Consider the following 22,889-nt stretch of genomic DNA (forward strand, 5'->3'; position numbering starts at 1 on the left):
ACCAGGATAGGTCGATCTTGGATTGTCCGTTCACAGCAAGCTCCCAGCGAGGAGTCAGGGTTCTCACCGTCTGATCGGACACACTCCCGCGGTGAGCGTGACCACTGCCGAGTTGGCCCCGTCCGAACCGATCGTCCCTACGACCGACACCGCCGCAGAGCTCCGACCGGCCCGCCGCTGGGAGCGGCTCGCGCTGGTCGTGCTGCTGCTCGGCACCGGTGTCGCCTATTTGTGGAACATCACCGTCAATGCGATGGGCAACAGCTTCTATGCGGCCGCCGCCTGGTCGGGGGCGCAGAACTGGAAGGCGCTGTTGTTCGGGTCGCTGGATCCGGGCAACTTCATCACCGTCGACAAACCGCCCGTGTCGCAATGGGTGATGGGTTTGTCGGGTCAGATCTTCGGGTTCAGCAGCGCGAGCATGCTTGCACCGCAGGCAATCATGGCGGTGGGTGCGGTCGCTCTCATGTACGGCGCGGTCACGCGGGTCACGCTCAGCCGGGGTGCGGGACTGCTGGCGGGGCTCGTGCTCGCGGTGACGCCCGTGGTGGCGTTGATGTTCCGGTTCAACAATCCGGACGCGGTAATGGTGTTGCTCATGACCGCGGCCGCCTATTGCACCGTGCGGGCGTTGCCGCGCGCAAGCCTGCGCTGGATCGTGCTGGCCGGTGTCGCACTGGGATTCGCGTTCCTGGCCAAGATGCTCGAGGGTCTGATGGTGCTGCCCGCTCTCGGGTTGGCCTATCTGATCGTGGCACCGACGACGCTGCGGAATCGGTTGCTGCATTCGCTGGCCGCGCTCGCGGCGCTGATCGTGTCCTCCGGGTGGTTCGTGGTGCTGACGATTCTGTGGCCCGCCGACTCGCGCCCGTATCTGGCCGGATCCAAGGACAACACGTTCATGGATCTGGTGTTGGGCTACAACGGGTTCGCCCGCTATCTGGGCAAGAACCATATGGGTGGCAATGCGAAGAATCCGCTCGATCTGCCGCAGGGCTATCAGATTCCCGAGGCGGTGCGGCAGGGCGGTTTCGGTCCCGGCGGCTTCGGCAACGGTCCCGATCGATTGTTCACCGGTGAGATCGGATTCGAGATCTCGTGGCTGCTGCCCGCGGCGCTGCTGGCGTTCGTGCTGATTCTGGTGGCGCGGGGACGGCGGCCGCGGACCGATCTGATTCGTGGTGCGGGACTGGTGTTCGGGCTGTGGCTGGTGATCGACGGGGTGCTGTTCGCGGCAATGAAGTCGGGCATGCACGCGTATTACACGCTGGCCATCGCTCCGGCCATTGCCGGATGCTTCGCGCTCGGCGTGCACGAGATCTGGCGTCGACGTGCCGAGGCGTTCGGTCGCGTCGGCGGTGCGGCGTTGATCGTGGCCGCGGGCGTGTGGGGTTTCGTGCTGCTGCAACGCAATTCCGAGTGGCAGCCGTGGCTGCACTGGACGATTCTGGCGATCGCGGTGCTCGCGGCCATCGGGCTGCTGGTGTTGGCCTTGCCGCCGACCGCACGCTGGGAGCGGGTCCGCGGCCGTGCGACAACGGTGCTGCTGGTGGCCGGAGTGCTTGCGGGCCTGGCCGCTTCGACCGCCTACGCCGCCGCCACCCTGCCCCAGTCGCACACGGGAGGCAGTCCGGTGGTGGGTCCGCCGCGCCCGAAGAAGGCCGGGCCGACCGACCAGTTCCGCAAGCAGTTGGAATTGCTCTTCGGCGGTCACACCGATCCGGACCTGGTCGCACTGCTACAAACCACCCATACCCGCTGGTCGGCGGCCATCGACCGCTCCTCCCCCGCCGCCAGCCTCGAATTGGCCAGCCGCACACCGGTCCTGGCCATCGGTGGGTTCACCTCGGCCGACCCGGTCCCGACCCTGCCGCAGTTCGAGGACATGGTCCGCGACCACGAGATCACCTACTACCTGGTTCCCGAGGTGAAGCTTCCCGATTCGTGGCGAGTGGACAGCAAGCCCGCCGATCCTGCCGCTCCCGCGCAATCCGATCCCCAGCAAGGCATTTGGCGTCCCGCCGGGAACAAGCAGATCCTCGACTGGGTCACCTCGCACTACGACCGCACCCAGAAGTTCGGTGATCTGGCCGTCTACGACCTGACCGTTCAACCGCACTGACCCGCTCCCGCGGCGGCGACCACCTGGACCAACGGCACTGTAAGTCCGTCAATCCGGGTGGTCGCCGCCGTACTGGTCTTTCGCTGCACGCGCTACCGACCCCCGCGTTTATCGCGCCCGTCGCGGGGCAAAGGTCCGCCATGGCTGTCATCACTCTGCTCGGAGCGGCAGCACTGCTCCCGGCAATCGCCTTGGGCCCGTACCTGAACCCGAACTATCCGCAGCCGGGAAACCTGAATCCGAGCTATCCGCAACCGGGCAATGGTCTCCAGGGCGGCTGCGTCATGCTCTGCGACGCGCCACCGGCCTCGACCGTCCTCCCCGATCAAGGACTCCCCGGCTGCATCCTGCTCTGCGAGGAAGGTTCCGGCTGGACGCTGTCCCTGGGCTAACGGCCGATGCCTACAGGGTTGAGGTTTGGTGCAGGAATTCCAGCACAGCCGGGCTGGCAAGCTGTCGGAATTCTTCGAAGTACGCGTGCCGACCCTCCGGGATCAGGTGGAGCCGGGCGCCGGGGATCCGATCGGCGAGCAAGGCCGCGTTGGCGGTGGGGTTGAGCAGGTCGTCGGTGCCATGCAGGACGAGTGTGGGGGAACCGATGCTCGGCAACAGATCCCAGGCATTGTGTCGGTTGCTGGCCCTGAGGTGGTGGCGGCGGGAATGGGCGGGCATGCCGGGATCGCCGAGCGTGTGGTGTGGGCCGGGATGGTCGGCGAGCCAGCGGGGTGTGTACATCAGCTCGAGCAGGGCTTGCCGTGCGGCCGCGGGATCGGATTGGGCCAGCGCGCGGCGGACGTCGTTGCCGCGTTCGACACTGTGCGGGCCGCCGGGTGAAGTACAGCCGAGGACCAAGGCGCCGACCCGGTGCGGGTAGCGAGCCGCCAGTTGCTGCGCTACTCGGCCACCCATGGAGGTGCCGTAGACATCGGCGCGGTCGATGCCGAGTTCATCGAGAACAGCAATGACATCCTGCGCGAATTGTTCAGTGCTGTACGGACTGTCGGGCTTGTCGCTGTCGCCGGTGCCACGGTAGTCGAGAGTCAGCGTGCTGCGGGCGGGATGGAAGTCGTCTCGAACCGCATCCCACCAATGGTGGTTGTTGGCCTGCCCAGCCAGGAGCACAAGCGGCGCTCCAACACCGCGCAGCTGGTAGGCGATGCGCGTACCGTCCGAAGCCGTCGCGCACGTCACCGGTCGAGTTCCCTCGCTCAACGCTCGGGTATCAGTGATCGAATCTCCCACGGCCCGAACCCTATCGCCCCACAGCACGGGAATATCGGACACCTGCCGATAGGTCGTTGTAGTCATGGGCGTGGAGTTGAAACAGCTGCGCTACTTTGTGGCTGTTGCCGAACAGCTCAGTTTCTCCGAGGCCGGCCGTCGGCTGTTCATTTCGCAGCAGGCATTGAGCCGGATCATCCGCCAGCTGGAACACGAGCTCGGTGTACGGCTGTTCGAGCGGACCACCCGGACGGTCACCTTGACGGCGGCGGGCGAGGCCTTACTGGCCGCGGTTCCCCCGGCCCTGGCCCAGGTCGATGCCGCGGTGGAATCCGCGCTCCGGGCCGACGGACGGGCGGGACCGTTGCGAGTGGATATCTGCTCGGCGGGGTTGCGCACAGGCGCGCAAATTCTGAGAACATTGCGGCGAGAATGCCCCGATAGGCCGATTCATCAAGTGGAAGAAGGTGTTTCGCTTGGGTTAGCGGCCCTGGCCGACGGGCGATTGGACATCTTGTTCGGACTGGCTTCGCATCGCCGCGCCGACCTCCCGGCCCGGTTGCTTCGGTACGAGCGTGTTCTGGTGGGGATGGCGCCTGGGCACCACCTTGCCCGGTTGCCTGCCGTGCCGGTGGCGGCACTCCGCGACACCCAGTTACTGCTCCCCTCCGATACAGCGGCGGGCGAATGGACCGAATTCGTCACCGATTTCTGTACGGCAGCGGGGGTCATTCCCGAACGCTGGCCAGGGACGGTCCACGGCCCGGTCGCGGTCGCCGAATTGCTGCGCGAGTCGTCGTGTGTGGTTCCCACACTCGAGTGGACGCAACCGCCCGCGGATATTGTTTTCCGCCCGCTGGTCGAGCCCACTCCGATATTCCCCTGGTCGATGATGATCGCGCCGAAGTTCCGTCACACGGTCGAGTACCACACAGTCATTCGTTCGATCCAGTCGGTGGCCGAGGAGAACCGGTGGGAGTTCGCCTCCTAACCGACTAGCGAAGTGATATGACGATCTTGCCCGCGTGCCGGTCGGCCTCCATGTACTCATGTGCTTGGCGGTAAGCGTCGAGCCCGTGGAAGATGCGGTCGATCGAGGGCCGCAACGTCCCCGCCGCCAACCCGCCGAGCACGAACCTCTTGGCCCGTTCGGTCGCATCGCGATCCCGCGCGATGCCGAGCCCCGGATGACCTGTGAAATCGTAAATCTTGTAACCGGCGTACAACTTGATCGTCCGCGCGAAACACGCCATGAGCGGAAGCGGCGTCATCCGCTCACCAATGCCGAGCGCTCCGTAAACCACCAGGTGCCCTTGGGGTGCGGTGGCCCATGCCAGGTCTTCCAGGCCAGGTCCCGCGACCGCGTCGTACACCAGCCGCGCCCCGACACCGCCGGTCAGTTCGAGTACCCGTTCGGTGACGTTCTCCTGCTCGGTGACAATGACGTGGTCGAATCCCGAATGCAGCAAACGCTCCACTTTCGTTCCAGTTCTGGTGGTCGCGATCGTGGTCGCACCAATGCTTTTCGCTATCTGCGCCGCCGCCTGTGCCGTGGTCGAACTACCCGCGGTCAGCAGCACATGCTGACCGGCTGACACCCGAGCTACCTCCACGATCGGGAAATAGGCGGTGAACAATCCAGTGTTGACGGCGGCAGCCTCCTCCGGACTGAATCGGTTCGGGTATTCGATCAGCCCATCCTCGGGATAGATGGTGACGTCGGCATGGTTACCGTACTTACGCAGGCTTTCGATGGGAAACGAACTGACCTTCGCGCCCACCCGCAGACGCTCGACCTCGGGCCCTACGGCTTCGACGGTCCCGGCGAAGTCGTAGCCGATCCGCGCTGGCAATTCCGGTTCCTCGATGTATTTTCCCGCCCGCCACAACGTATCCGCGCGATTGAGCGCCACCGCTTCGACCCGGACTCTCACTTCGTTGCCGACCGGTTCGGCAATCGGAATCCGATCGATCTGCAACACATCTGGACCACCTAATCGGTGGAAACGTACAACGTCAGCCGTTTTCATCGTTCTCCTTCCATCGAGATCGACGCTAGGCGGCACCATCGGTGTACCGGAAACACCGATAGTCACCGGTATTCACACCACCGCGTTGTTGATGCCCGACCCGTCGACCGCCGGATGGCTCTGTCAGGAAGGTTGACGCACGAGACCGATGGGTATGCGAACATATGTTCGTGTCTGGTTCTGCTGTCGATGCCGCGGGGCGCCCCGAGCGGGCGGCGATTCTGCATGCTGACCTGGACTCCTTCTACGCGTCGGTGGAACAGCGGGACAGTCCGCGGCTGCGCGGGCGACCGGTTCTGGTGGGTGGCGGGGTTGTTCTGGCCGCGAGCTATGAGGCGAAGGCGTTTGGGGTGCGGACGCCGATGAACGTGCGGCAGGCCTTGAGCCTGTGCCCGCACGCGATCGTGGTGCCGCCGCGCATGTCGGCCTATTCGCAGGCCAGCAAGCGGGTTTTCGAGATCTTCCGGGATACCACGCCGGAGGTGGAGGGCATCTCGATCGATGAGGCCTTCCTCGATGTGGCCGGGCTGTGGCGGATCGCGGGCGCGCCGGTGGATATCGCCCGGGCGCTGCGAGCGCGGGTGCGGGCGGAGGTGGGGCTGCCGATCTCGGTCGGGGTGGCGCGAACGAAGTTCCTGGCCAAGGTCGCCAGCGCGGTGTCCAAACCCGATGGGCTGCTGGAGGTGCCACCGGACAAGGAGTTGGAATTCCTGCATCCGCTACCGGTCGAGCGGCTGTGGGGCGTTGGCGAGGTGACCGCGCGGGAACTGCGGGAACGCGGTATCACCCGGGTCGGGCAGTTGGCGGAGATGGGTGAGGGGCCGCTGGCGGCGGTGCTCGGACCGGCCGTCGGTCGACATCTGCACGCGCTGTCGTGGGCGCGGGATCCGCGCCGCGTGGATACCGGGCGGCGGCGACGCTCGATCGGCGCGCAGCGCGCGCTCGGCCGCCGCCATCGCAGTGACGAGGAGATCGAGGCGTATCTGCATGGCCTGGCCGATCGGCTCGGGCATCGGCTGCGCACCGCCCGCCGCGTCTGTCGAACGGTGGTGTTGCGCATGCGTTTCGACGATTTCAGCCGCGCGACGCGCTCGCATACGCTGCCGGAGGCGACCGATCGCGGTGAGGTCATTCTGCGGGCGTCGCGCACTCTGCTCGACACCGCGCGGCCATTGATTCACGAGCGCGGTGGCCTCACCCTGATCGGGCTCTCGCTGACCAATCTCGACAATGCCGACACCATGCAGCTGCGGCTGCCGTTCGAGCCGCGCGCGGAGTCGACCCTCGATTCGACGCTGGACGCGCTGCGCGATCGCTTCGGCGCGGGCACGGTCACCCGGGCCGCCCTGCTGCGACGCGGCGAGGGGCTTTCCGTCCCAATCCTTCCCGACTGAAAGACCTGCGAGGTCAGACGTCGCGGCTCGCGAAATCCCGCCCGGGGTAGCCTGTGCGCTATGGCACTCGACCACGGCGACCCGGGCGATGCGCCCTCGACTCCGCCGCCGCTGACCCCGATCGCGATCACCACCCGCCCGACGCCCGCCGATGAGGCCAGAACCGTTGCCGCCGCGACGAATACGGCCACGCTCGCGACGCTCTCGGCCGACGGCGGACCCTGGGCCAGTTTCGTCACGTACGGATTGTTGGACGGCCAACCGGTGCTCTGTGTCTCCCGGCTGGCCGAACACGGCCGCAATCTCGCGGGCGATCCGCGCGCGAGCGTGTCCATCGTGGCACCGGATCTGCCGTCGGACCCGTTGGCGGGAACCCGATTGACCTTGGCGGGCATTGCCGAACGGCCCGTGGGCGAGGAGGCCGCGGCGGCGCGGGAGGCGCATCTGGCCGCGGTGCCCTCCGCTAAGACCTATATCGATTTCAGCGACTTCACCGTATGGGTGCTCCGGGTGCAGCGGGCCCGCTGGGTGGGTGGATACGGGAGGATGGATTCGGCGAGTGCCGACGAATATGCCGCCGCCACAGCCGATCCCATTATGCCGCACGCCGCGCGCGCCATCGCGCACCTCAATGACGATCACGCCGACGCGCTGCTGGATATGGCGCACGCGCGCGGCGGATACCCGGACGCGACGGCCGCGGTCTGTGAGCGGGCCGACCGGTACGGCCTGGATCTGCGCGTCACCACGCCGCGCGGCATTGCCGTGACTCGGATCGGGTACCTCACGCCGATCGACTCGATCGGTGAATTGCGTGCCGCGACAGTCGAGTTGGCGAAGGTCTCACGCGCGGGGTGAGCATTGCGCGGCGGTTAGCGCGCGGTCTGCGAGGCCGCCGCGTGGGTGCCCAAATCGGCGAGTGAAAGCCGGTGTCGCGGTGGCGAATCCGCGATGATGCTCGATCGCACGTCAAGGCGGCCCGTCACGTGGAGCAGTTCGCCCGAGGCCAGCGCGCGCCATCCGGGGTCGTTGTCCATGCGTTCGCTGGCGATCACCACGGCGGGGTGATCGGCGAGGTGGCCGCTGCGCGTCCGGATTCCGGTGCCGCTGCCGTGGTCGAGGCGTTGATCGCCTCGCACGCCACCGGCGGCGCGTTCGAGGACGTACAGCTCGTGGGTCTCGGGGTAGCGCAGCGCCCACAGCTCGCTCGCGGTGGTGAGAATCAGATTGAGGGCGTACACCGGCAGCCGGTCGGCGATCCAGGCGACCGCATCGGCGATGCCCGCGGTGACATCGCCGCCGTGCTGGTCGATCCGCTGTGTGATCAGGGCGAAGAAGCGTTCGGAGTCGGTGTCGCCGTGGACAAGTCCGCGATAGTCGCCGAGTTCCCGCTCGAGTTCTTCGAGTCCGTGCAGTACGCCATTGTGGGCGAACAATCGCCCGCGTTGCTCGAACGGGTGGGTATTGCGCGGCACCAGCCCGCCGGTCGACGCGAAGCGCACATGGGCGATGAAGGTTTCCGATTCGCGTTCCCGTGCTTCCCGCGCGAAGAGCCGATCCTCGTACGCGGCGATGGGTTGTTTCTCCACCAGCGGCGTGCCCGCGGCGGTAAAGGTCCCCAAACCCACACCATCGGGTTCGCGGTGACTTTGCTGAGCGAGGCTGTCGGGTGCGTCCAACAGCCAGAAGGTGGCGCGCACCCGGTGCGGCGCGGCCGATAATCCGAACAGTCGGCACATGTGCGACTCCTCACGCAAGAGGCGAAGCTACTCGGACTGCACGACAGCAGGACTCTTCTGAGGGATGATTGGGCCATGTCGGACACGCCGTCTGTGCTCAAGCATCATCGTATGCCTGAGCACGACGCCATGCGTCTGTCGGGCACCGTGGAGGCCATGCTGTGGATCCACCGCAATTGCATCGAGGGCGACGGCGATACCGAGCAGTCCTGCGCGCGACGGCAGCAATTGCTGGACTTGCGCGCGAAATACGGCTGGACCTGGCCGCTTCCGAAACCGGATGCGGCGTGGCGGCTGCAGCACTGAGCAAAACCGGCACGGCGGCGCGGAATAGTCTGTGCGGCAATGCGGTTGCAGCGCGCGTGACCGATATCGCACGTCAGCGGCTGCACGAGGACATCATCCAGCAATTCCGCTCCGGAGGCGGACATGTGGGCGGCCAGTTCGAGAACACGCCACTGCTCCTGCTCACCACCACCGGCGCGCGGACGGGGGAATCGCGCACCTGGCCGTTGGGTTACGGGCGCGATGGGGAGCGGCTGGTGGTTTTCGCCGCCAATGGCGGCCGCGGGAATCGGCCCGGTTGGTATTACAACCTGCTGGCAAATCCGGCCGCGACCATCGAGGTCGGCACCGAGTCCTGGCCCGTTACCGCGAGCATTGTGACCGGGGAGGATCGCGCCCGGCTGTGGGAACGGCAGCTCGAGGTTTCGCCGTTCCTCGCCGATTTTCAAGCGAAATTGTCCTGGGAAATCCCGGTATTCGCGCTCACGCCCGCCTCTCCGCGTTAGCGGCCGAGTTCCCGGGCGCGGTCTGAAAATGCGCTTTCGCCACCGATCCGGGAAAGCCCCCTGACATGTTTTCCGGAATCGTCCGTCGGGCCGCGAGCCATCGCTCGGCAAGCCCGACGGACGAGTGGCTAACGGCGGCCGCGGAAGGTGCGGCGGAGATCGTCGGTCCATTCGACCGGGACCTCCCAGGGAATGAAATGGCCGCCGCGATTGTGGGCGGTGACATTCACAAGGTTGTACCAGCGGCCGCGGTCGCTGTCGCGAAAGTGCTGGGCGCGTTGGGCGGTGGTGACGCCGGGCGGGTTCTCGTGCGCGACGAGGGTGAGGCCGGTGGGTGCCTCGATCACCGGCCAGCGGTCGTGGGAGGGGGTCCACGGGTAGCGATTGTGGTTGGCGTACAGGCGAATCGAGGTGCCGATGGAGTTGGTGGCCCAGTAGATCGTGGCGTGGGTCAGCAGGTCGTCCTTGGTGTAGACGGCCTCGAGGTCGCCGTCGGGGAGTGCGCTCCAGTGCATCCAGCGTTCCAGGATCCAGGCCAGCATGCCCGCGGGGGAATCGGTCAGGCCGTGGGCCAGGGTGGCGGGGGCGAGCATCTGGGCGGTGAGGTGGACGGCGAATCGCTTCTCCAGCTCGATGATTCGCGCGTGTACGTCGGCGGGCAGGCCCTCGGGGATCGGGCGGCCGCCGGTGATGTCCCAGGCGCGCTCGCCAGTGAACAGGTCGAGTCGTTGGCCGGAGCCGATGTGGATGCCGTAGAGCTCCTCGGCGTACTTGTGGCCGAGTTGGCCGGTGACCATCGCGCCGACATCGCAACCGGCGGCGGCGTAGCGGCGGTGGCCGAGGACCTCGGTCATGAGGGTGTGCCACAGGTCGGCGATCTTCCAGAAGTTCAGGTCCGGGCGTTGCGGGATCGGGGTGGAGAAGCCGAATCCGGGTAGCGACGGGACGATCACCTCGAAGGCGTCGGCGGCATCACCGCCGTGGGCGGCCGGGTCGGCGAGGGCGTCGATGACCTTGGACCAGTGCCAGAAGGTCCAGGGCCAGCCGTGGGTGAGGATCAGCGGGATCGGATTGTCGCCGACGCCGGGCTTCCGCAGGAAGTGAATCGGCACGCCGTCCACCTCGACGCGGTAGTGCTCGTAGGCGTTGATGGCCTTTTCCTGTGCGCGCCAATCGAAGTCGGTGCGCCAATACTCGACCAGCTCGCGCAGGTACGCGGTCGGGACGCCGTAGAAGCCGTCGGTATTGCCGTCGTCGGCGTACCAGCGAGTCAGGGCGAGTCGCTGGCGAAGATCGTCGAGTGTCTCGTTCGACACGTGAATCGGGGTCTGCTGCAACGGGAACACGAGTTCAATCTAGGGTCGATCTCATGCCAGAGCCGACTGAGGTCAGCCCGGGGTCGCCGGTGGAGCACGACGCGGAGTCGCAGGTTCAGCGTGAGGTCGAGTCGCGGGCTCGGCATGGCGCGGAATCACTGCCTCAGCGGGCTGCGGAGTCTCCGGTGGAACAGGGCGCGGTCATCGCGGTGCCCGAGGAGGTGCGCGGCGAACTGCGGCGCGGGGTGCGCAGTGTGCTCGTCGACGCCGCCGCGCTGAAACTGGTGCGTGATCGGTTCGACGAGGTGCAGGCCGGGTCGCTGCGGCGGTATCTGGAGGCGTCGCAGTCGGCGAATACGCTGCGCGCCTATCGGACCGACTGGATCGCGTGGGCGGCGTGGTGCGCGGGCGAGTCCCGCCAGGCGCTGCCCGCGGACGCCCTAGATGTGGCGGTGTACCTGGCCGCGGCGGCCGATGCGCGCCGCGAGAACGGCGAATGGGCGTTCAGCGCGGCCACTTTGGAGCGCAAGGCCGCCGCGTTGGCCGCCGTGCACGCCGCCAACGGTCTGCCCTCACCCACCCGCGCCGATGTGGTGCGATTGACCCTGCGCGGTATCCGGCGCACCCGCCGCAGCCAACCCAAGCGCAAACGCCCGGTACTCCTGCACACCCTCGACCAACTGCTCGCCGAGCTCCCCGCCCCCGGCTGGCCCACCGAACCGGCCCGCCGCCGCGACACCCTGCTGCTGCTGGTCGGTTTCGCAGGTGCCTTGCGCCGCAGCGAGATTGCCGCCCTGCTGGTCACCGACGTCACCGTCACCACCGACCACTCCACCGGCGAACCTCTCCTGCTGATCCAACTCCCCACCACCAAAACCGACCCCACCGGCATCACCGAACAACGCGTGGCCCTCCCGCGCGGCCAACACCCCCACACCTGCCCGGTCTGCGCCTTCGCCGACTGGACCCGCCTGCGCGAGGCCCACACCCACACCGACCTCCGCACCTGGCTCACCACCACCCCACCCCCCGACCCCCACATCCACCGCTGCCACGGCTTCACCGGCCCCACCCTCCCCACCCCCAATCTCCCCCTGTTCCCGTCGATCTCCCGCCACGGCACCATCTCCCCCACGGCAATGTCCGGCCGCGCCGTCGCCGAACTGGTCAAACGCTACGCCGCCCGAGCAGGCCTGGACCCCACCCTCTTCTCCGGCCACTCCCTCCGCTCCGGCTTCGCCACCCAAGCCGCCCTGGGCGGCGCCAGCGACCGCGAAATAATGCGCCAAGGCCGCTGGTCCAACCCCCGCACCGTCCACACCTACATCCGCACCGCAAACCCCTTGGAAGACAACGCCGTAACCAAACTCGGCCTGTAGCCTCGATGCCGCGAGCGCCGCGTCAGGCCACCGGTTGCGCGGAGAGTTCGAGGACTTGGGCGGGGCCGGCGCGGAAGGTTGGGTTTGTGGCGTCGGCTTCGATCATGTGGGGGGTGGTGTCGTGGGCGGCCAGGGCCTCGCGGGAGGTCCATTCCTCTAGCAGGACAAAGCGATCCGGGTCTCCTGTGACGCGGTGGAGGTCGTAGCGGAGGCAGCCCGTTTCGGCGCGCACGAGCGGGGCGAGACGTTCGAAGGCTGCCACCTGTTCGTGGCCGCGGCCGGGCTGGGTCGTGATCATGATGAGGAGTCGCACAGAATCTGACACGCGCGGAAGCCTAGATCGCCGGAGGGGTCCTCGCTCACCAAGATCGGCACGAAGCTCCGGGGGTTAGAGCAGTTCGACTTCGTGGAATCCGACGGTGAGGCTGTGCCGCTGTTCCCGCAGGACATTCCCCTCTCGATGTACCAACCCCTCACCGAAGTCGATTCGGAGTTCTTCGCGGCGCGAATCGACCGAATGTACGACGGCGCAGATGCCGCTGAACGGTCCCTCCGCGAAGTACACGATATCGCCCGGACCGTAATTGGAAATCCCCACCGGCCCACCCTAATCAAATCCGCCGAGTATGGCAGGGTGGGGCGATGGGGACGACCGAGAGCGATACGCCGTGGGAGCCGCCGCTGGCGGGCAGCGAGGCCGAGCATCTGATCGGTGCGTTGGAGCGGCTGCGCGCCACGTTTCGGTGGAAGACCGATGACCTCGATGAGGCCGGGTTGAATACCCGGATCGGGGCGTCCGCCTTGACGTTGGGCGGGCTGCTCAAGCATCTCTCACGCGCCGAGGATGAGATGTTCACCGCGAAACTGTCGGGTGAACGGCCCAGTGCGCCTTGGGACACCGTCGATTGGCGGGCGGACCCGGATTGGGATTTCACTTCGGCCGCGGCGGACTCTCCGAAAGAGCTTTACGCGTTGTGGGACACCACGGTCGCCCGGTCGCGTGCGAAACTCGATGCCGCCTTGGCGACCGGTGGGGTCGATCAGTTCGTCCACGTCGCTTGGCCGGATGGGCGCCACGCGAATTTGCGGCGTCTGTTGTGCGACCTCATCGAGGAGTATGGCCGCCATACCGGGCATGCGGATTTGCTGCGCGAAGCGGTGGATGGGCGGGTTGGGGAAGATCCGCCGCCCGGCTGGCGGCCGCGCCCTTACTGAGCGTGGCTAGTGGCGGCCTCGCCCTTACTGAACGTGGCTAGTGGGCGTCGACGAAGTCGCGGAGGAGTGGGCCGGTGTGGTCGGGGTCTTCCGCCATGGGTGTGTGGCCGCAGTCGAGGGGTTCGATTCGGGCGGAAGGGATTTGGCGGTAGTCGTCGAAGGAGCTGGGTTGCCAGCGGCGGTCTCGGGTGCCGTAGATGACCATGGTGGGGATGGCCAGGTCGGTCAGGCGGGCGGGTTCGGTGCGTTGGGTGAGGTAGTCGTCGGAGGCGGCGGAGGTTGCGGTGACGCTGCGGTAGGTCATGCCGTGGAGGTCCGAGACCCATTGGTCGGGGATCTGGACGTCGCGGGTGAAGGCGCTGCTCATGGCCATTCGGATGGCTGCGTCGGGCAGTAGCGGCCAGAGGGGTTGCCCGATGGCGGGATTCAACAGCAATTCACCGACCGGTCCGTTGTCGGTGAAGGCGTCGAGGCGCGGTCCGGAATCGATCAGACCGAGAGCCGAGACGAGCGGGCGTCGTTGCTCGGCCAGGGAGGTGGCGACATAGCCGCCCGAGGAGTGCCCGATCACCGTGGCGCGGGTGACGCCGAGGTGGTCGAGAATCGTGCCGACCCGTGCCGCCTGTTCCCGAATGCTGTAGCCGCTCTCGGGTTTGGCCGATTTGCCGTGCCCCAAGAGGTCGACGCGGACGATGTACTTGCCGTCCAAGGCGGGCATCACCGGGTCCCACCACGAGGTGGACGCGCCGAGTCCGTGGATCAGCACCACCGCGTGGGAGTCGGGAACACCGCTGGTGACAACGTGGATGGCCCCGCCGGGAAGATCGATCAGCTGATCCTGAGACGAGTCGGCATCGGCGGTCGCCGCGAGCACACCATTGCCTCCGAGCAGAGCCAGCAGGATGGCACCGATGTGGGCCATGCGGTGTAGACGCATGAGAACTCCTTCGAGATTCGAGTGATGCCCCTACCCTCCTGCCGCACAACAGGATTCGTCTTGAAGAAATGTCACCGCTCGACCGCCAGCGCCCCCGCTGGTACGGCGCTCCTACAATCGGGACGTGGCCTGGGAGATCGCGCGACCGTCGCACATGCCCGCGGTGAGCGGTGTCGATATGGCGGGGTTCCGGATTCGCGGCGACGCACCCGAGATCGTGCACGCCATCCCCCACCCGGCGATCACGGTCGTCATCGAATTCGGTGACCGCGGTTTCGAGGTTCGCGACGCGGCCGGACGCACCCATTCGGCCAGCCTGATTCGCGGTCTGGCCGCAACCGCCGTCCCGGCCCGCGTCGAAGCGCTCGACTGCGTGCAGGTCCGCCTCTCACCGCTGGTCGCGCCCGCCATTCTCGGATTCCCGCCCGCCGAGCTGGGCGCGGACATCATCGCGCTCGAGGACGTCTGGGGCCGCGAGGCCGCCCGCCTGCGGGAACAATTGCACGACGCGCCCGACTGGCCACACCGATTCGCTCTCGTCGAAGCCCTGCTGGCCCGCCGCTCGGCCGCCACCTTCCCGATCGATCCGGAAGTCGCCCACGCCTGGTCGCGAATCATGGTCGGCCGCGGCCGTTTCCGCGTCGAGGACCTCGCCGACGAACTGGGCTGGAGCCGCCAACGCCTGTGGTCGCGCTTCGGCACGCAGATCGGCCTCACGCCCAAGCGCGCCGCCAAACTGGTCCGCTTCGACCACGCCGTGCACCGCCTGGTCCAGGGCCACGCACCGGCCCGCGTCGCCGCCGAGACCGGCTATGCCGATCAATCCCATCTCACCCGCGAGGTCCGCGAATTCACGGGCGCGCCACCGACATCCGCCGCCACCGAGCCCTGGCTGACGGTCGACGACCGGGCGTGGCCCTCGACCCTGGCCTAGACGTCGGGCGTCAGCAGGTACTCGACCAATGTGATGAGCGACTGTAGGCAGGGGTTGCGGTCGCGCGCGTCCAGGCGCATCAAAGGCGTCCCCGGATCGAGATCGAGTGCCTCGCGGACCTCGTCGAGTGGGTACCTGGGCGCGCCCTCGAAATCGTTGACCGCCACCGCATACCGCACGCCCCGCTCCTCGAGAATCGACAGCGACTCGTCGGCGCGTTCCAGGCGGCGAGTATCGACGAGAACCAGCGCACCCAGCGCACCGACGGCCAGGTCTTCCCAAATCGGCACGAACCGCCGCTGCCCCGGAGTGCCGAAGAGGTACAGCGCCAGGCGCGGATTGAGGGTGATACGGCCGAAATCCATGGCCACCGTGGTGGTGGTCTTCCCGGGGAGACCGGCCATATCGTCGACGCCGACGCTGGCCTCGGTGATCGTCTCCTCGGTGCGCAGCGGCCGGATTTCCGACACGCTGCCTACGAACGTGGTCTTCCCGACGCCGAAGTTTCCGGCCACCAGCAGTTTGACGGTGCGGGTGACGGTCTGCGGCACATAGTCGACGACGCGCTCATGCGGAGAGAGCGCGGAGTCCATCGAGTACCTCCTCCAAGAGGGCTTTGCCCGGTAGTTCTTGCACCGGTGTCGGGATGGCCAGCTGGCCGCCGTCGAGGAGATCCGCGACGAGGATCTTCACGACCGACGGCGGCATGTCCAGGTGGGCGGCCAGTTCGGCCAGGGTCAGCACGCCGCGCCGGGCGAGTTGCAGGATGCGGCGGGCATCGGGGCTCGTACCGGGGGCCGGATCGGCCACCGCGACAACCAGACTCACCAGATCCAGCGCCCGCGTGGGGCGCGACCGGCCGCCGGTGCGCACATACGCCCGAACCAGATCGGGATCGCGCCGCGGTCGGCTCATGACCGGTGCGAATCCGCTCTCGTCCGCGACATACTGCCGAGCTCGCGTCCGACCCGTAAAGCCAGCTCGTTCATGCGGTGCGCGACCAGACTCACGTCCACGTCCTGGGTGGTCGAAACACCCAGCAGCGCACCGGCTCCCGCGGCGGTGATGAAGATCATGCCGTCGGCGTACTCGGTCATGTTCTGACGCACCGGGTTATCGGTGGTGCCGCCGCAGAATTCGGCCAGCGCCTTGCCCAGGGCGCGCAGGCCGGAGGCCGCGGCGGCGAAGCGTTCGGCGTCGTCGATGCTGACCCCGCCGGTGTGGGCGATGCGTAGGCCGTCCTCGGACAGTAGGACCCCGAACCGGACCCCGGGGACCTCCAGATCGTCGAGCAACCAGGCGAGACGGTTGGTTTCACTCACTGCCGTCGCGGGTGTACCGGTCACGATGTCATCCCTTCGGAGTGCTCGAACGCGGCCGCTCGACCGCGTCGGGAGCCGCTGTACCAGGCAGCGGCGATTTCGGGTCGCGCGGAACCGGAATCCGCTTCGACCGCGCGCACGGTGGCCGCTACGGACACCGTCGCGGAGCGGCGGCGCCGCTTGGGCAGGCCGCCGGGGGTGAGGTCTGTCGGAGCCGAATCCATGGCCACCACCGTGGGTTCCGGGTCCGGCGCGGGGGCCGGAGCGGGTGCGGGCACGGGCGTCGGGGCGGCCACCACGGCGGGGGCCGGTGCGGCCAGCAGGGTCTCGGGGATGAAGACCATGGCGCGCATGCCGCCATACATATTGGGACCGTCGATGTAGATGGAGAAGCCGTAGCGGCGGGCCAGCGCGGCCACACCGGGGAAGCCGACGCGCGGGGTCGGTCCGAGCGCGTGGATGTCGACGACCTGATCGCCCGCGAGCACCCGGCGGGTCTCCTCGAGCTGTTCGGGATTCATGCGCACACCGGCGTCGTCGATGATGACGGTGACGCCGTGGTGACCCTCTTGGAAACCGATGTCCACGAACGAGGTCGGCGGCGAATAGCGCAGCGCGTTGTCGAGCAGGGTCGCCAGGGTGTGGACCAGCGGTTCCACCACGCGGCTGATGACCGGACGGTCGAGTTCGGTGGCGCGCACGCGGGTGTAGTCGCGCACGCGGCCGGTCGCACCGCCGACCACATCGGTCAGCGTCTGCTGCGGCCAGCGCCGCCCGGGCAGACCACCGCAGACGATCACGTAGGACTGCGCCTGACGGATCATCTGCTGCACGGAATGGTCGATGCGGGTGAGGGTTTCGAAGGTCTCGTCATTGCGGTGCTTGCGCAGCGCGGCGCTGAGCACCTGGCTCACGTCCGCACCCAGGCTCACCACCGACGCGCCGAAGGCGCGCACCGCGGCCGAGGTGGCATCGCGGGCGGTGCTCTCGACCTGTGCGCGGGCCGCGGCGGCGGCCTCGTCGGCGGCGGTGCGCGCGGCCTCGTTGGCCTGCGCGACCGCGACGCGGGCGGCCTCCTCGGCCTGGGCGATGGCCAGCTGCGCCATCTCCTCGGCCTGGGCGACGGCGGTCTGGCGTTCGGATTCGACCTGCGCGAGCGCCAATTGGGTCTCGGTCTCGGCTTCGCGCCGGACCCGGTCGCGGGTCTCGGTGGCGACCTTGAGCAGCTCCTCGCCGCAGCGGGCGGTCCACTGCCACACCAGTTCCGCTATGCGGGTGCGCTCGAGCACGATGGGCAGGTCGACGGTCGGATTGTCGGGATCCGAGCGGCGCACGGCCGCGCCGATGGCGGGCAGGACGTTGTCGGTGAGATTGGCGATCATCTCCTCGACCGCGGCATCCCGATCGGTCTGTTCCGCGCGCAGGGCGGCAACCCGCCCGCGTTCGGCGCGCACCGCGCGCCACAGCAGCAGCAAACCGACCACGGCTAGCACGAGCGCGGTGGCGAGAACCCAGGAAAGCAGCACGGCGTTGTCTTGATTCATCAATTCTCTTGTCGTCCGGCCGATCCTGAAATCGGCGGAGCCACCATAGCAGAATCCAATGTCTCCCCTTACCTTTCGGTATCTCCGAGCAAACCGCAACCCGGAGACCGTGCAGCTCACCGCATTTGATCGCGAACTTGCAGGGCGAGCCCTCGCTGGGCAGTACTCGATCCATCTGCGAACCAATGAATTTCATCGGGAATCCGATTGGTCGGCGCGGACCGCGGCTGACAGCATGGCGGCATGCGTGAACAGCGGCTCGGGGATGGTTTGACGGTTTCGGCGGTGGGGCTGGGGTGCATGGGGTTCTCCCAGGGGTATGGGGCGGCCGATGACGCGGAGTCGACGGCGGCGATTCGGACGGCGGTGGAAGCCGGGATCACGCTGTTCGACACCGCGATGAGTTATGGGCGCGGGCACAACGAGCGGCTGGTGGGGCAGGCGCTGGGCGACAGCGAGGTCGTGGTGGCCACCAAGTTCGGGATCGTCCGCACCGAGACCGGGGTGGGGCTGGACGGCAAACCCGAGCATGTGGCCGGGTATTGCGATGCCTCGCTGGAGCGGTTGGGGCGCGAGGTGATCGACCTGTACTACCTGCACCGGATCGATCCGGAGGTGGCGGTGGGCGAAACCATCGGGGCCATGGCCGAATTGGTGGCCGCCGGGAAGGTGCGTCACCTGGGGATTTCGGAGGCGACGCCGCAACAGCTGCGCGAAGCGGTGGCCGTACATCCGATCGCGGCGGTGCAGTTCGAATGGTCGATGCTGTGGCGCGAGCCCGAGCGCGACATCGTCCCGGTGGCGCGGGAACTCGGCGTGGGCATCGTGCCCTACAGCCCGCTCGGTCGCGGATTGCTCACCGCCACACTCGATGCCAGCACCGTGGCGACCAGCGATTTCCGGCGCAATGACCCGCGCTTCCAGGGCGAGCATCTCGACGAGAATCTGGCCCAGGTCGCCGCCCTGCGGGATCTGGCCGCGCGCCTGGGCATTTCGGCCGGACAGCTGGCGCTGGCGTGGCTGCTGGCCCAGGGCTCGGATGTGGTGCCGATTCCGGGCAGTCGCCGGGCGGCGCGGATTCTGGAGAACGCGGCGGCGGGCGCGATCGAGCTCGGTGCCGAGGATCTGGCGGAGTTGGAGAAGCTGGTTCCGGCCGAGGGCTGGTCGGGTGACCGGACCTCCTTCGCGGTGCCCTCGACGACGCGGGGCGGGAACTAGCGTTCGGCGCTCGGCCGGTAGAGCAGGGTCATCAGGCTCAAACCGGCCAGGCCGCCCACGATCTGCGCCACCACGAAGGCGGGTACCGAGGCGGGGGCGATGCCGGTGAACGAGTCGGAGAACATGCGGCCCAGGGTCAGCGCCGGATTGGCGAACGAGCCCGAGCTGGTGAACCAGATGGCCGAGCCGATGTAGGTGGCCACGGCGAGCGCGCTCACCCCGCGGCCATGCCGGGCCGCGGCGAAGCCGACCACGATGAGTCCGGCCGCCGCGAGCATCTCACCGATCAGATGACCGCCGGTCACCCGATGATGGCTCGCGATCTGCACGACCGCGCGATCGAACATGGCATTGGCCAGCAGCGCACCGAACACCGCTCCCCCGCACTGGGCGGCCACGTAGGCTCCCAGGTCGCCGGTGGTGAGCCCGCCGCGTCCGCGTCGCCCGGCCAGCCAATCCGCCAGCGACACCACCGGATTCAGGTGCGCGCCCGAAATCGGGCCGAAGGCCAGGATCAGCACGGCCAGCCCGAAGGCGCTCGCGGTCGAGTTCTCGAGCAGTTGCAGGCCGATATCGCCGGGCGAGAGCTGCTCGGCCGCGATCCCGGAGCCGATCACCACCGCGGCCAGCGCGGCCGTGCCCGCGAACTCCGCGACCAGTCGCCGACCCAGCGCTGTCCCGGCCCGTGCGGGCAGGGTTTTCGCGGGGACGGAATCGATGACCGGAAGTTCGTGATTGGGCACCCGGTCAGGGTGACAGACCAGTGCTTTTCCCGGACCTGGCGGCGGCAGAATATATCAGATATGTTCGGCCGCTTGCCGTCTGCGCGGGCGGCGATGACGCGGCCTCATTCGTGACCGCCCGCGCCGATATCGGGTAGGCCCTCGGTGATGCGCAGGCGGTCGGCCATGATCGTGAGCAGGTTCTGCGACTCCTCACTCAGGTCGAAGGCGCGGGTGGACAGGTCGCGTAGGCCCTGGAACTGAAGCCGGGTCAGGAGGGCGTAGTCGTTTTCGATGGCCGCAGTGTAGGCGTCGTCGGCGAAATAGCCGGGGCGTACCCGGAAAAAGCGGGCCAGGGCGGCGATGGTCTCGGGCGAGGGGTCGGTGCGCTGGCCCGAGCGCAGCTGGCTGAGGTAGGGCTTGGAGATGGGGTGGCCCCACGCGGTGAGCTGTGCGGCCACCTCGCCGTTGGTGAACGGGCGCTCGCCAGGGGCGTGGACGGTCGCGAACAACGCGTTGAGGCGGGCGGCGACATCGGGGAGGACGGCCGAGGCGGTGCCGCGCGGGCGGTGCAGTTGCGCGGCGCGGCGCGGGATGCGGGCGTAGAGGCGGTGCAGGGCGGGCTCGTTGAGCGAGGACTGGTCGAGCAGTTCGGTGATGCGCGCCAGCAGGTCGGGGGCGTCGTGCGGGCTCATGCGTCGCCTTCCTTGCCGTCGAGGCCGGTCATCCAGCCGTGGTCTCGTTTGAGTCGGGCCCAGCGCTGTTCGACCGCCTTGACCGAGGGGAAGTCGAATAGATGCTGGATTTCGCTGCCGCGCAGGCCCATTGCCTTGCCCCACACCAGTCCGCGGTCGCGGTCGCCGAGGCCCGCCAGGCGGCTGCGGAAGGCTAGGCGGTCGACGACCGAACCAGCCACGTCCTCCGTGGAGGCCAGCACATCCATCAGATCCGGGCCGTCCTCGGTGACGATGGCGACCGCGGCGACGGCCTGGAACTGGTAGAGGTCGCCGGTGCGGCGGCTGCGGCGGAACTGTTCGACGAAGGCGAGCACGCACGCGCCGATGAAATAGCTGGCCAGGCTGGCACCGAGGTAGGGATCCCAGCCGTCGCCGTCGAGGGCGTGGTGGCGGAAGCGTTCCAGGGCGCGGGTGACGCTCTCCTGGACGAAGTCCTCGGCGAAGCGGGTCTCGACCAGGACGCGTTCCTGCGGGGTGGGGCGTAGGGGCATTCGTTTCTGTTCGGCCACACTGAATATCCAGCCGCTGCGGATCCAGGGACCCAGGACCGCCAACCCGTGGCGAACCAACCTGTCCGCCAGTAGTTTCCACGCCGGGCCCTCGAATCCGGCCTTGCGGACGAGGTCGAACAGCTCGTGGTCGACGGTGTATCTGTCGGGATCGGTCATGTCGACGGCGTCCTCACCTGCACCTCCTGATCGCTGACGAACACGTTATAGCGGTGGCAAACGCACCGCCCCTCTTTCAGTTAATGGCCAGTATCCGCGATCGTGTAAATCGTTCCTTGACAGGCGGTTTCGCGTAAAGGCAGCATTTACACATGAGTGATCCCCAGCACAGAGACCCCGCCGACGAGCGCGCGGTTCTGGCAAAACTGTTGTCCACCAACGCCGAATTCGTCTCCGAAGTCCTCCGCCCCGCCGAAGGCAGACCCGCCCCCTCGGTCATGGCGGCCCTGCGCGCGGCCCGCAGCCTCGACGGTGTCGTCGACGACGTCCTGCGCTCCCTGGTCCGCCAAGCCCGCGAAGAAGGCCGCACCTGGGCCGAAATCGGCGAAATCTTCGGCACCTCACGCCAAGCCGCCTTCCAACGCTTCGGCGGCCAGACCGCCCCCGGCTTCCCCCTCCCCCCGGTGCCACCTACGCCCGAGATGCCACCCATGCCGGAAATGCCCGACTGGTCCAAGGTTGCCGAATGGGCGAAAATCCCCGGCCTGCCCAAGATTCCAGGCTGGCCCTTCGGCGGCCACCACCACCCAGAAGGTCCGCACCACGGCCCTACCGGTTCGCAGCCCCACCCCGAACCGGGCGCGGGACCGCACTACGGTCCCCCCGGTACCGGACCGGAATCCCGGGGTTATCCAGGTCCGGGCGGTCATGGCCCGCAGGGATTTCCGAGCCCGAGCGGTCCACACGGCCCCACCGGTCTCGGCGCACCCGAGAGCGGACCGGCATCCCAGGGTCATCCAGGTTCGGGCGGTGGACCATTCGTCCCCGGCGCACCAGAGGGCGGTCCGGCACGGCACGGCCATGCCGGTCCGGGCGGCGGTCCGCACGGGCCCTCCGGCGCACCGGATTCCGGGCCGGAGGGTGATTTCGGCACGCCGGGCGAGTGAGCGTGGCGGCGGTGGCGACTCCCGAGGTGCCGCAGGTCCGCCAGCGGCAGTTGAGTGCTGCGCGGCAGCGGTATGTCGAAGATCGGTCGGCGGATGCCATGTCGGCGAGTCGGGCGAGCGGAGTGGCGGGGATCGGGGTGCGGTGTGAGCGGGCGCGGCGGCGGCTGTTGAGTGCTGCGCGGCAGCGGTATGCGGAGGATCGGCTGGCGGAGGCGGTGTCGGCGGGGGCGCGGCAGGTGGTGGTGTTCGGCGGTGCGCTGGACACTTTCGCCTCGCACAATCCCTACCGGGATGTTCCGGTCTTTCGGCTGGCGGACTCCGATATCGAGACCATTGACGCCGCAGCGGGATTCGATCGCCGCCTGCCAACCTTCGCCGTCCATCTCGGCGGCGCGGACCGGGCACTGGATGCGGGATTGCAGGTGCTGCAACGTTGCTCGGGCGGGGTGGAGATCGTCTTCGATGTCGCGGCCGAGCGGGCGACCTGCGTCATCGGGCTGCTGTGCGACACGGGGTGGGCGGTGCTGGAGGTGTTGGATCCGGCCGGGCTAGCCTGCCGCTATCTCGACGACGCGCCCGGCCCGACCGATTCGACCGAACCTCGGCTGGTGTGGGCGCGCGTCGGCAATAATGCTGGACGCCTGCCCAATTGA

General features: G+C 67.9%; 27 protein-coding genes. 13 read left to right on the forward strand and 14 right to left on the reverse strand.

The features are described from left to right. Positions 1 to 91 precede the first annotated feature (91 nt). Both VMT40_RS23795 and VMT40_RS23800 read left to right on the forward strand, forming a co-directional pair. A complete protein-coding gene (locus VMT40_RS23795) occupies positions 92 to 2,122 on the forward strand; it encodes an ArnT family glycosyltransferase (RefSeq protein ID WP_442790037.1) in 2,031 nt (676 codons plus the stop codon). A 140-nt stretch (positions 2,123 to 2,262) separates the two neighbouring features. Next, entirely contained in the window at positions 2,263 to 2,514 is a 252-nt protein-coding gene (locus tag VMT40_RS23800; RefSeq protein ID WP_326360895.1) for a hypothetical protein, read from the forward strand. Between the two features lie 10 nt (positions 2,515 to 2,524). On the opposite strand, the gene VMT40_RS23805 is transcribed toward VMT40_RS23800, so the two are convergent. Continuing rightward, a complete protein-coding gene (locus VMT40_RS23805; protein ID WP_442790038.1) occupies positions 2,525 to 3,430 on the reverse strand; it encodes an alpha/beta fold hydrolase in 906 nt (301 codons plus the stop codon). Between the two features lie 4 nt (positions 3,431 to 3,434). On the opposite strand from VMT40_RS23805, the gene VMT40_RS23810 reads away from it, so the two are divergent. After that, the gene (locus VMT40_RS23810) at positions 3,435 to 4,334 is read left to right on the forward strand and encodes a LysR family transcriptional regulator (protein WP_326360897.1); all 900 of its coding nucleotides are present in this window, start codon (positions 3,435 to 3,437) and stop codon (positions 4,332 to 4,334) included. Positions 4,335 to 4,338: 4 nt separating this feature from the next. On the opposite strand, the gene VMT40_RS23815 is transcribed toward VMT40_RS23810, so the two are convergent. Continuing rightward, positions 4,339 to 5,325, reverse strand: a complete 987-nt coding sequence (locus tag VMT40_RS23815) for a zinc-dependent alcohol dehydrogenase family protein (RefSeq protein WP_326360898.1) — start codon at positions 5,323 to 5,325, stop codon at positions 4,339 to 4,341. Between the two features lie 212 nt (positions 5,326 to 5,537). On the opposite strand from VMT40_RS23815, the gene dinB reads away from it, so the two are divergent. Further along, positions 5,538 to 6,767, forward strand: a complete 1,230-nt coding sequence (gene dinB, locus VMT40_RS23820; RefSeq protein WP_326360899.1) for a DNA polymerase IV — start codon at positions 5,538 to 5,540, stop codon at positions 6,765 to 6,767. A 60-nt stretch (positions 6,768 to 6,827) separates the two neighbouring features. Next, positions 6,828 to 7,625 carry a HugZ family pyridoxamine 5'-phosphate oxidase gene (locus VMT40_RS23825; RefSeq protein ID WP_326360900.1) on the forward strand — a complete coding sequence of 266 codons (798 nt, stop codon included), beginning with the start codon at positions 6,828 to 6,830 and terminating at the stop codon, positions 7,623 to 7,625. Between the two features lie 14 nt (positions 7,626 to 7,639). Here the strand turns inward: VMT40_RS23825 and VMT40_RS23830 are convergent, their stop codons facing one another. Then, positions 7,640 to 8,506 (reverse strand): class II glutamine amidotransferase, encoded by an 867-nt coding sequence (locus VMT40_RS23830; protein WP_326360901.1) that lies wholly within the window; start codon positions 8,504 to 8,506, stop codon positions 7,640 to 7,642. Positions 8,507 to 8,617: 111 nt separating this feature from the next. Between VMT40_RS23830 and VMT40_RS23835 the strand changes: the two genes are divergently transcribed. Both VMT40_RS23835 and VMT40_RS23840 read left to right on the forward strand, forming a co-directional pair. Next, positions 8,618 to 8,812 carry a hypothetical protein gene (locus tag VMT40_RS23835; protein ID WP_326360902.1) on the forward strand — a complete coding sequence of 65 codons (195 nt, stop codon included), beginning with the start codon at positions 8,618 to 8,620 and terminating at the stop codon, positions 8,810 to 8,812. A 56-nt stretch (positions 8,813 to 8,868) separates the two neighbouring features. Further along, positions 8,869 to 9,297 (forward strand): nitroreductase/quinone reductase family protein, encoded by a 429-nt coding sequence (locus tag VMT40_RS23840; RefSeq protein ID WP_326360903.1) that lies wholly within the window; start codon positions 8,869 to 8,871, stop codon positions 9,295 to 9,297. A gap of 128 nt (positions 9,298 to 9,425) precedes the next feature. Here VMT40_RS23840 and VMT40_RS23845 read toward each other — a convergent pair whose 3' ends face one another. Continuing rightward, positions 9,426 to 10,643, reverse strand: coding sequence for an epoxide hydrolase family protein (locus VMT40_RS23845; protein ID WP_326360905.1), 1,218 nt, complete (start codon positions 10,641 to 10,643; stop codon positions 9,426 to 9,428). Between the two features lie 23 nt (positions 10,644 to 10,666). On the opposite strand from VMT40_RS23845, the gene VMT40_RS23850 reads away from it, so the two are divergent. After that, positions 10,667 to 11,992: a site-specific integrase gene (locus VMT40_RS23850; protein ID WP_326360906.1), complete on the forward strand. Its 1,326-nt coding sequence runs from the start codon at positions 10,667 to 10,669 to the stop codon at positions 11,990 to 11,992. 22 nt (positions 11,993 to 12,014) lie between these two features. Here VMT40_RS23850 and VMT40_RS23855 read toward each other — a convergent pair whose 3' ends face one another. Next, on the reverse strand, positions 12,015 to 12,317 hold the full coding sequence (locus VMT40_RS23855) for a putative quinol monooxygenase (protein ID WP_326360907.1): 303 nt from the start codon (positions 12,315 to 12,317) through the stop codon (positions 12,015 to 12,017). Between the two features lie 63 nt (positions 12,318 to 12,380). Beyond that, complete coding sequence (locus VMT40_RS23860; protein ID WP_326360908.1) at positions 12,381 to 12,590, reverse strand: hypothetical protein; 210 nt, start codon at positions 12,588 to 12,590, stop codon at positions 12,381 to 12,383. Between the two features lie 44 nt (positions 12,591 to 12,634). Between VMT40_RS23860 and VMT40_RS23865 the strand changes: the two genes are divergently transcribed. Then, positions 12,635 to 13,207, forward strand: coding sequence for a mycothiol transferase (locus tag VMT40_RS23865; RefSeq protein WP_326360909.1), 573 nt, complete (start codon positions 12,635 to 12,637; stop codon positions 13,205 to 13,207). A gap of 37 nt (positions 13,208 to 13,244) precedes the next feature. Here VMT40_RS23865 and VMT40_RS23870 read toward each other — a convergent pair whose 3' ends face one another. After that, a complete protein-coding gene (locus VMT40_RS23870; RefSeq protein ID WP_326360911.1) occupies positions 13,245 to 14,144 on the reverse strand; it encodes an alpha/beta fold hydrolase in 900 nt (299 codons plus the stop codon). A gap of 124 nt (positions 14,145 to 14,268) precedes the next feature. Between VMT40_RS23870 and VMT40_RS23875 the strand changes: the two genes are divergently transcribed. Continuing rightward, positions 14,269 to 15,078, forward strand: coding sequence for a helix-turn-helix domain-containing protein (locus VMT40_RS23875; protein ID WP_326360913.1), 810 nt, complete (start codon positions 14,269 to 14,271; stop codon positions 15,076 to 15,078). Here the strand turns inward: VMT40_RS23875 and VMT40_RS23880 are convergent. From VMT40_RS23880 to VMT40_RS23895, 4 genes are read right to left on the reverse strand one after another with little or no spacing between them, the layout of a single operon-like run. Continuing rightward, positions 15,075 to 15,671: a GTP-binding protein gene (locus VMT40_RS23880; protein WP_326360914.1), complete on the reverse strand. Its 597-nt coding sequence runs from the start codon at positions 15,669 to 15,671 to the stop codon at positions 15,075 to 15,077. The two genes, VMT40_RS23875 and VMT40_RS23880, sit on opposite strands and share 4 nt — an antisense overlap. Then, positions 15,646 to 15,993, reverse strand: coding sequence for a DUF742 domain-containing protein (locus VMT40_RS23885; RefSeq protein WP_326311079.1), 348 nt, complete (start codon positions 15,991 to 15,993; stop codon positions 15,646 to 15,648). The genes VMT40_RS23880 and VMT40_RS23885 overlap by 26 nt, the downstream gene beginning before the upstream one ends. Next, positions 15,990 to 16,424 carry a roadblock/LC7 domain-containing protein gene (locus VMT40_RS23890; RefSeq protein ID WP_326360915.1) on the reverse strand — a complete coding sequence of 145 codons (435 nt, stop codon included), beginning with the start codon at positions 16,422 to 16,424 and terminating at the stop codon, positions 15,990 to 15,992. The genes VMT40_RS23885 and VMT40_RS23890 overlap by 4 nt, the downstream gene beginning before the upstream one ends. After that, on the reverse strand, positions 16,421 to 17,944 hold the full coding sequence (locus VMT40_RS23895; RefSeq protein ID WP_326360916.1) for a sensor histidine kinase: 1,524 nt from the start codon (positions 17,942 to 17,944) through the stop codon (positions 16,421 to 16,423). Before VMT40_RS23895 ends, VMT40_RS23890 begins: the two co-directional genes overlap by 4 nt. A gap of 243 nt (positions 17,945 to 18,187) precedes the next feature. Here VMT40_RS23895 and VMT40_RS23900 point away from each other — a divergent pair, with 243 nt between their 5' ends. Next, the gene (locus VMT40_RS23900; RefSeq protein WP_326360917.1) at positions 18,188 to 19,162 is read left to right on the forward strand and encodes an aldo/keto reductase; all 975 of its coding nucleotides are present in this window, start codon (positions 18,188 to 18,190) and stop codon (positions 19,160 to 19,162) included. On the opposite strand, the gene VMT40_RS23905 is transcribed toward VMT40_RS23900, so the two are convergent. The 3 genes from VMT40_RS23905 to VMT40_RS23915 all read right to left on the reverse strand — a co-directional run bounded on the left by VMT40_RS23905 (position 19,159) and on the right by VMT40_RS23915 (position 21,289). Continuing rightward, positions 19,159 to 19,905 carry an MIP/aquaporin family protein gene (locus VMT40_RS23905; protein WP_326360918.1) on the reverse strand — a complete coding sequence of 249 codons (747 nt, stop codon included), beginning with the start codon at positions 19,903 to 19,905 and terminating at the stop codon, positions 19,159 to 19,161. The genes VMT40_RS23900 and VMT40_RS23905 overlap by 4 nt on opposite strands. 104 nt (positions 19,906 to 20,009) lie before the next feature. Next, a complete protein-coding gene (locus tag VMT40_RS23910) occupies positions 20,010 to 20,459 on the reverse strand; it encodes a helix-turn-helix transcriptional regulator (RefSeq protein ID WP_326361738.1) in 450 nt (149 codons plus the stop codon). 116 nt (positions 20,460 to 20,575) lie between these two features. Beyond that, positions 20,576 to 21,289, reverse strand: a complete 714-nt coding sequence (locus VMT40_RS23915) for a hypothetical protein (protein WP_326360920.1) — start codon at positions 21,287 to 21,289, stop codon at positions 20,576 to 20,578. Between the two features lie 152 nt (positions 21,290 to 21,441). Between VMT40_RS23915 and VMT40_RS23920 the strand changes: the two genes are divergently transcribed. After that, a complete protein-coding gene (locus VMT40_RS23920) occupies positions 21,442 to 22,236 on the forward strand; it encodes a hypothetical protein (protein ID WP_326360921.1) in 795 nt (264 codons plus the stop codon). 11 nt (positions 22,237 to 22,247) lie between these two features. After that, positions 22,248 to 22,889, forward strand: a complete 642-nt coding sequence (locus VMT40_RS23925) for a class I SAM-dependent methyltransferase (RefSeq protein WP_326360922.1) — start codon at positions 22,248 to 22,250, stop codon at positions 22,887 to 22,889.

The sequence above is a fragment of the Nocardia sp. CDC160 genome, assembly GCF_035818795.1.
In the GTDB taxonomy this organism is placed as follows: domain Bacteria; phylum Actinomycetota; class Actinomycetes; order Mycobacteriales; family Mycobacteriaceae; genus Nocardia.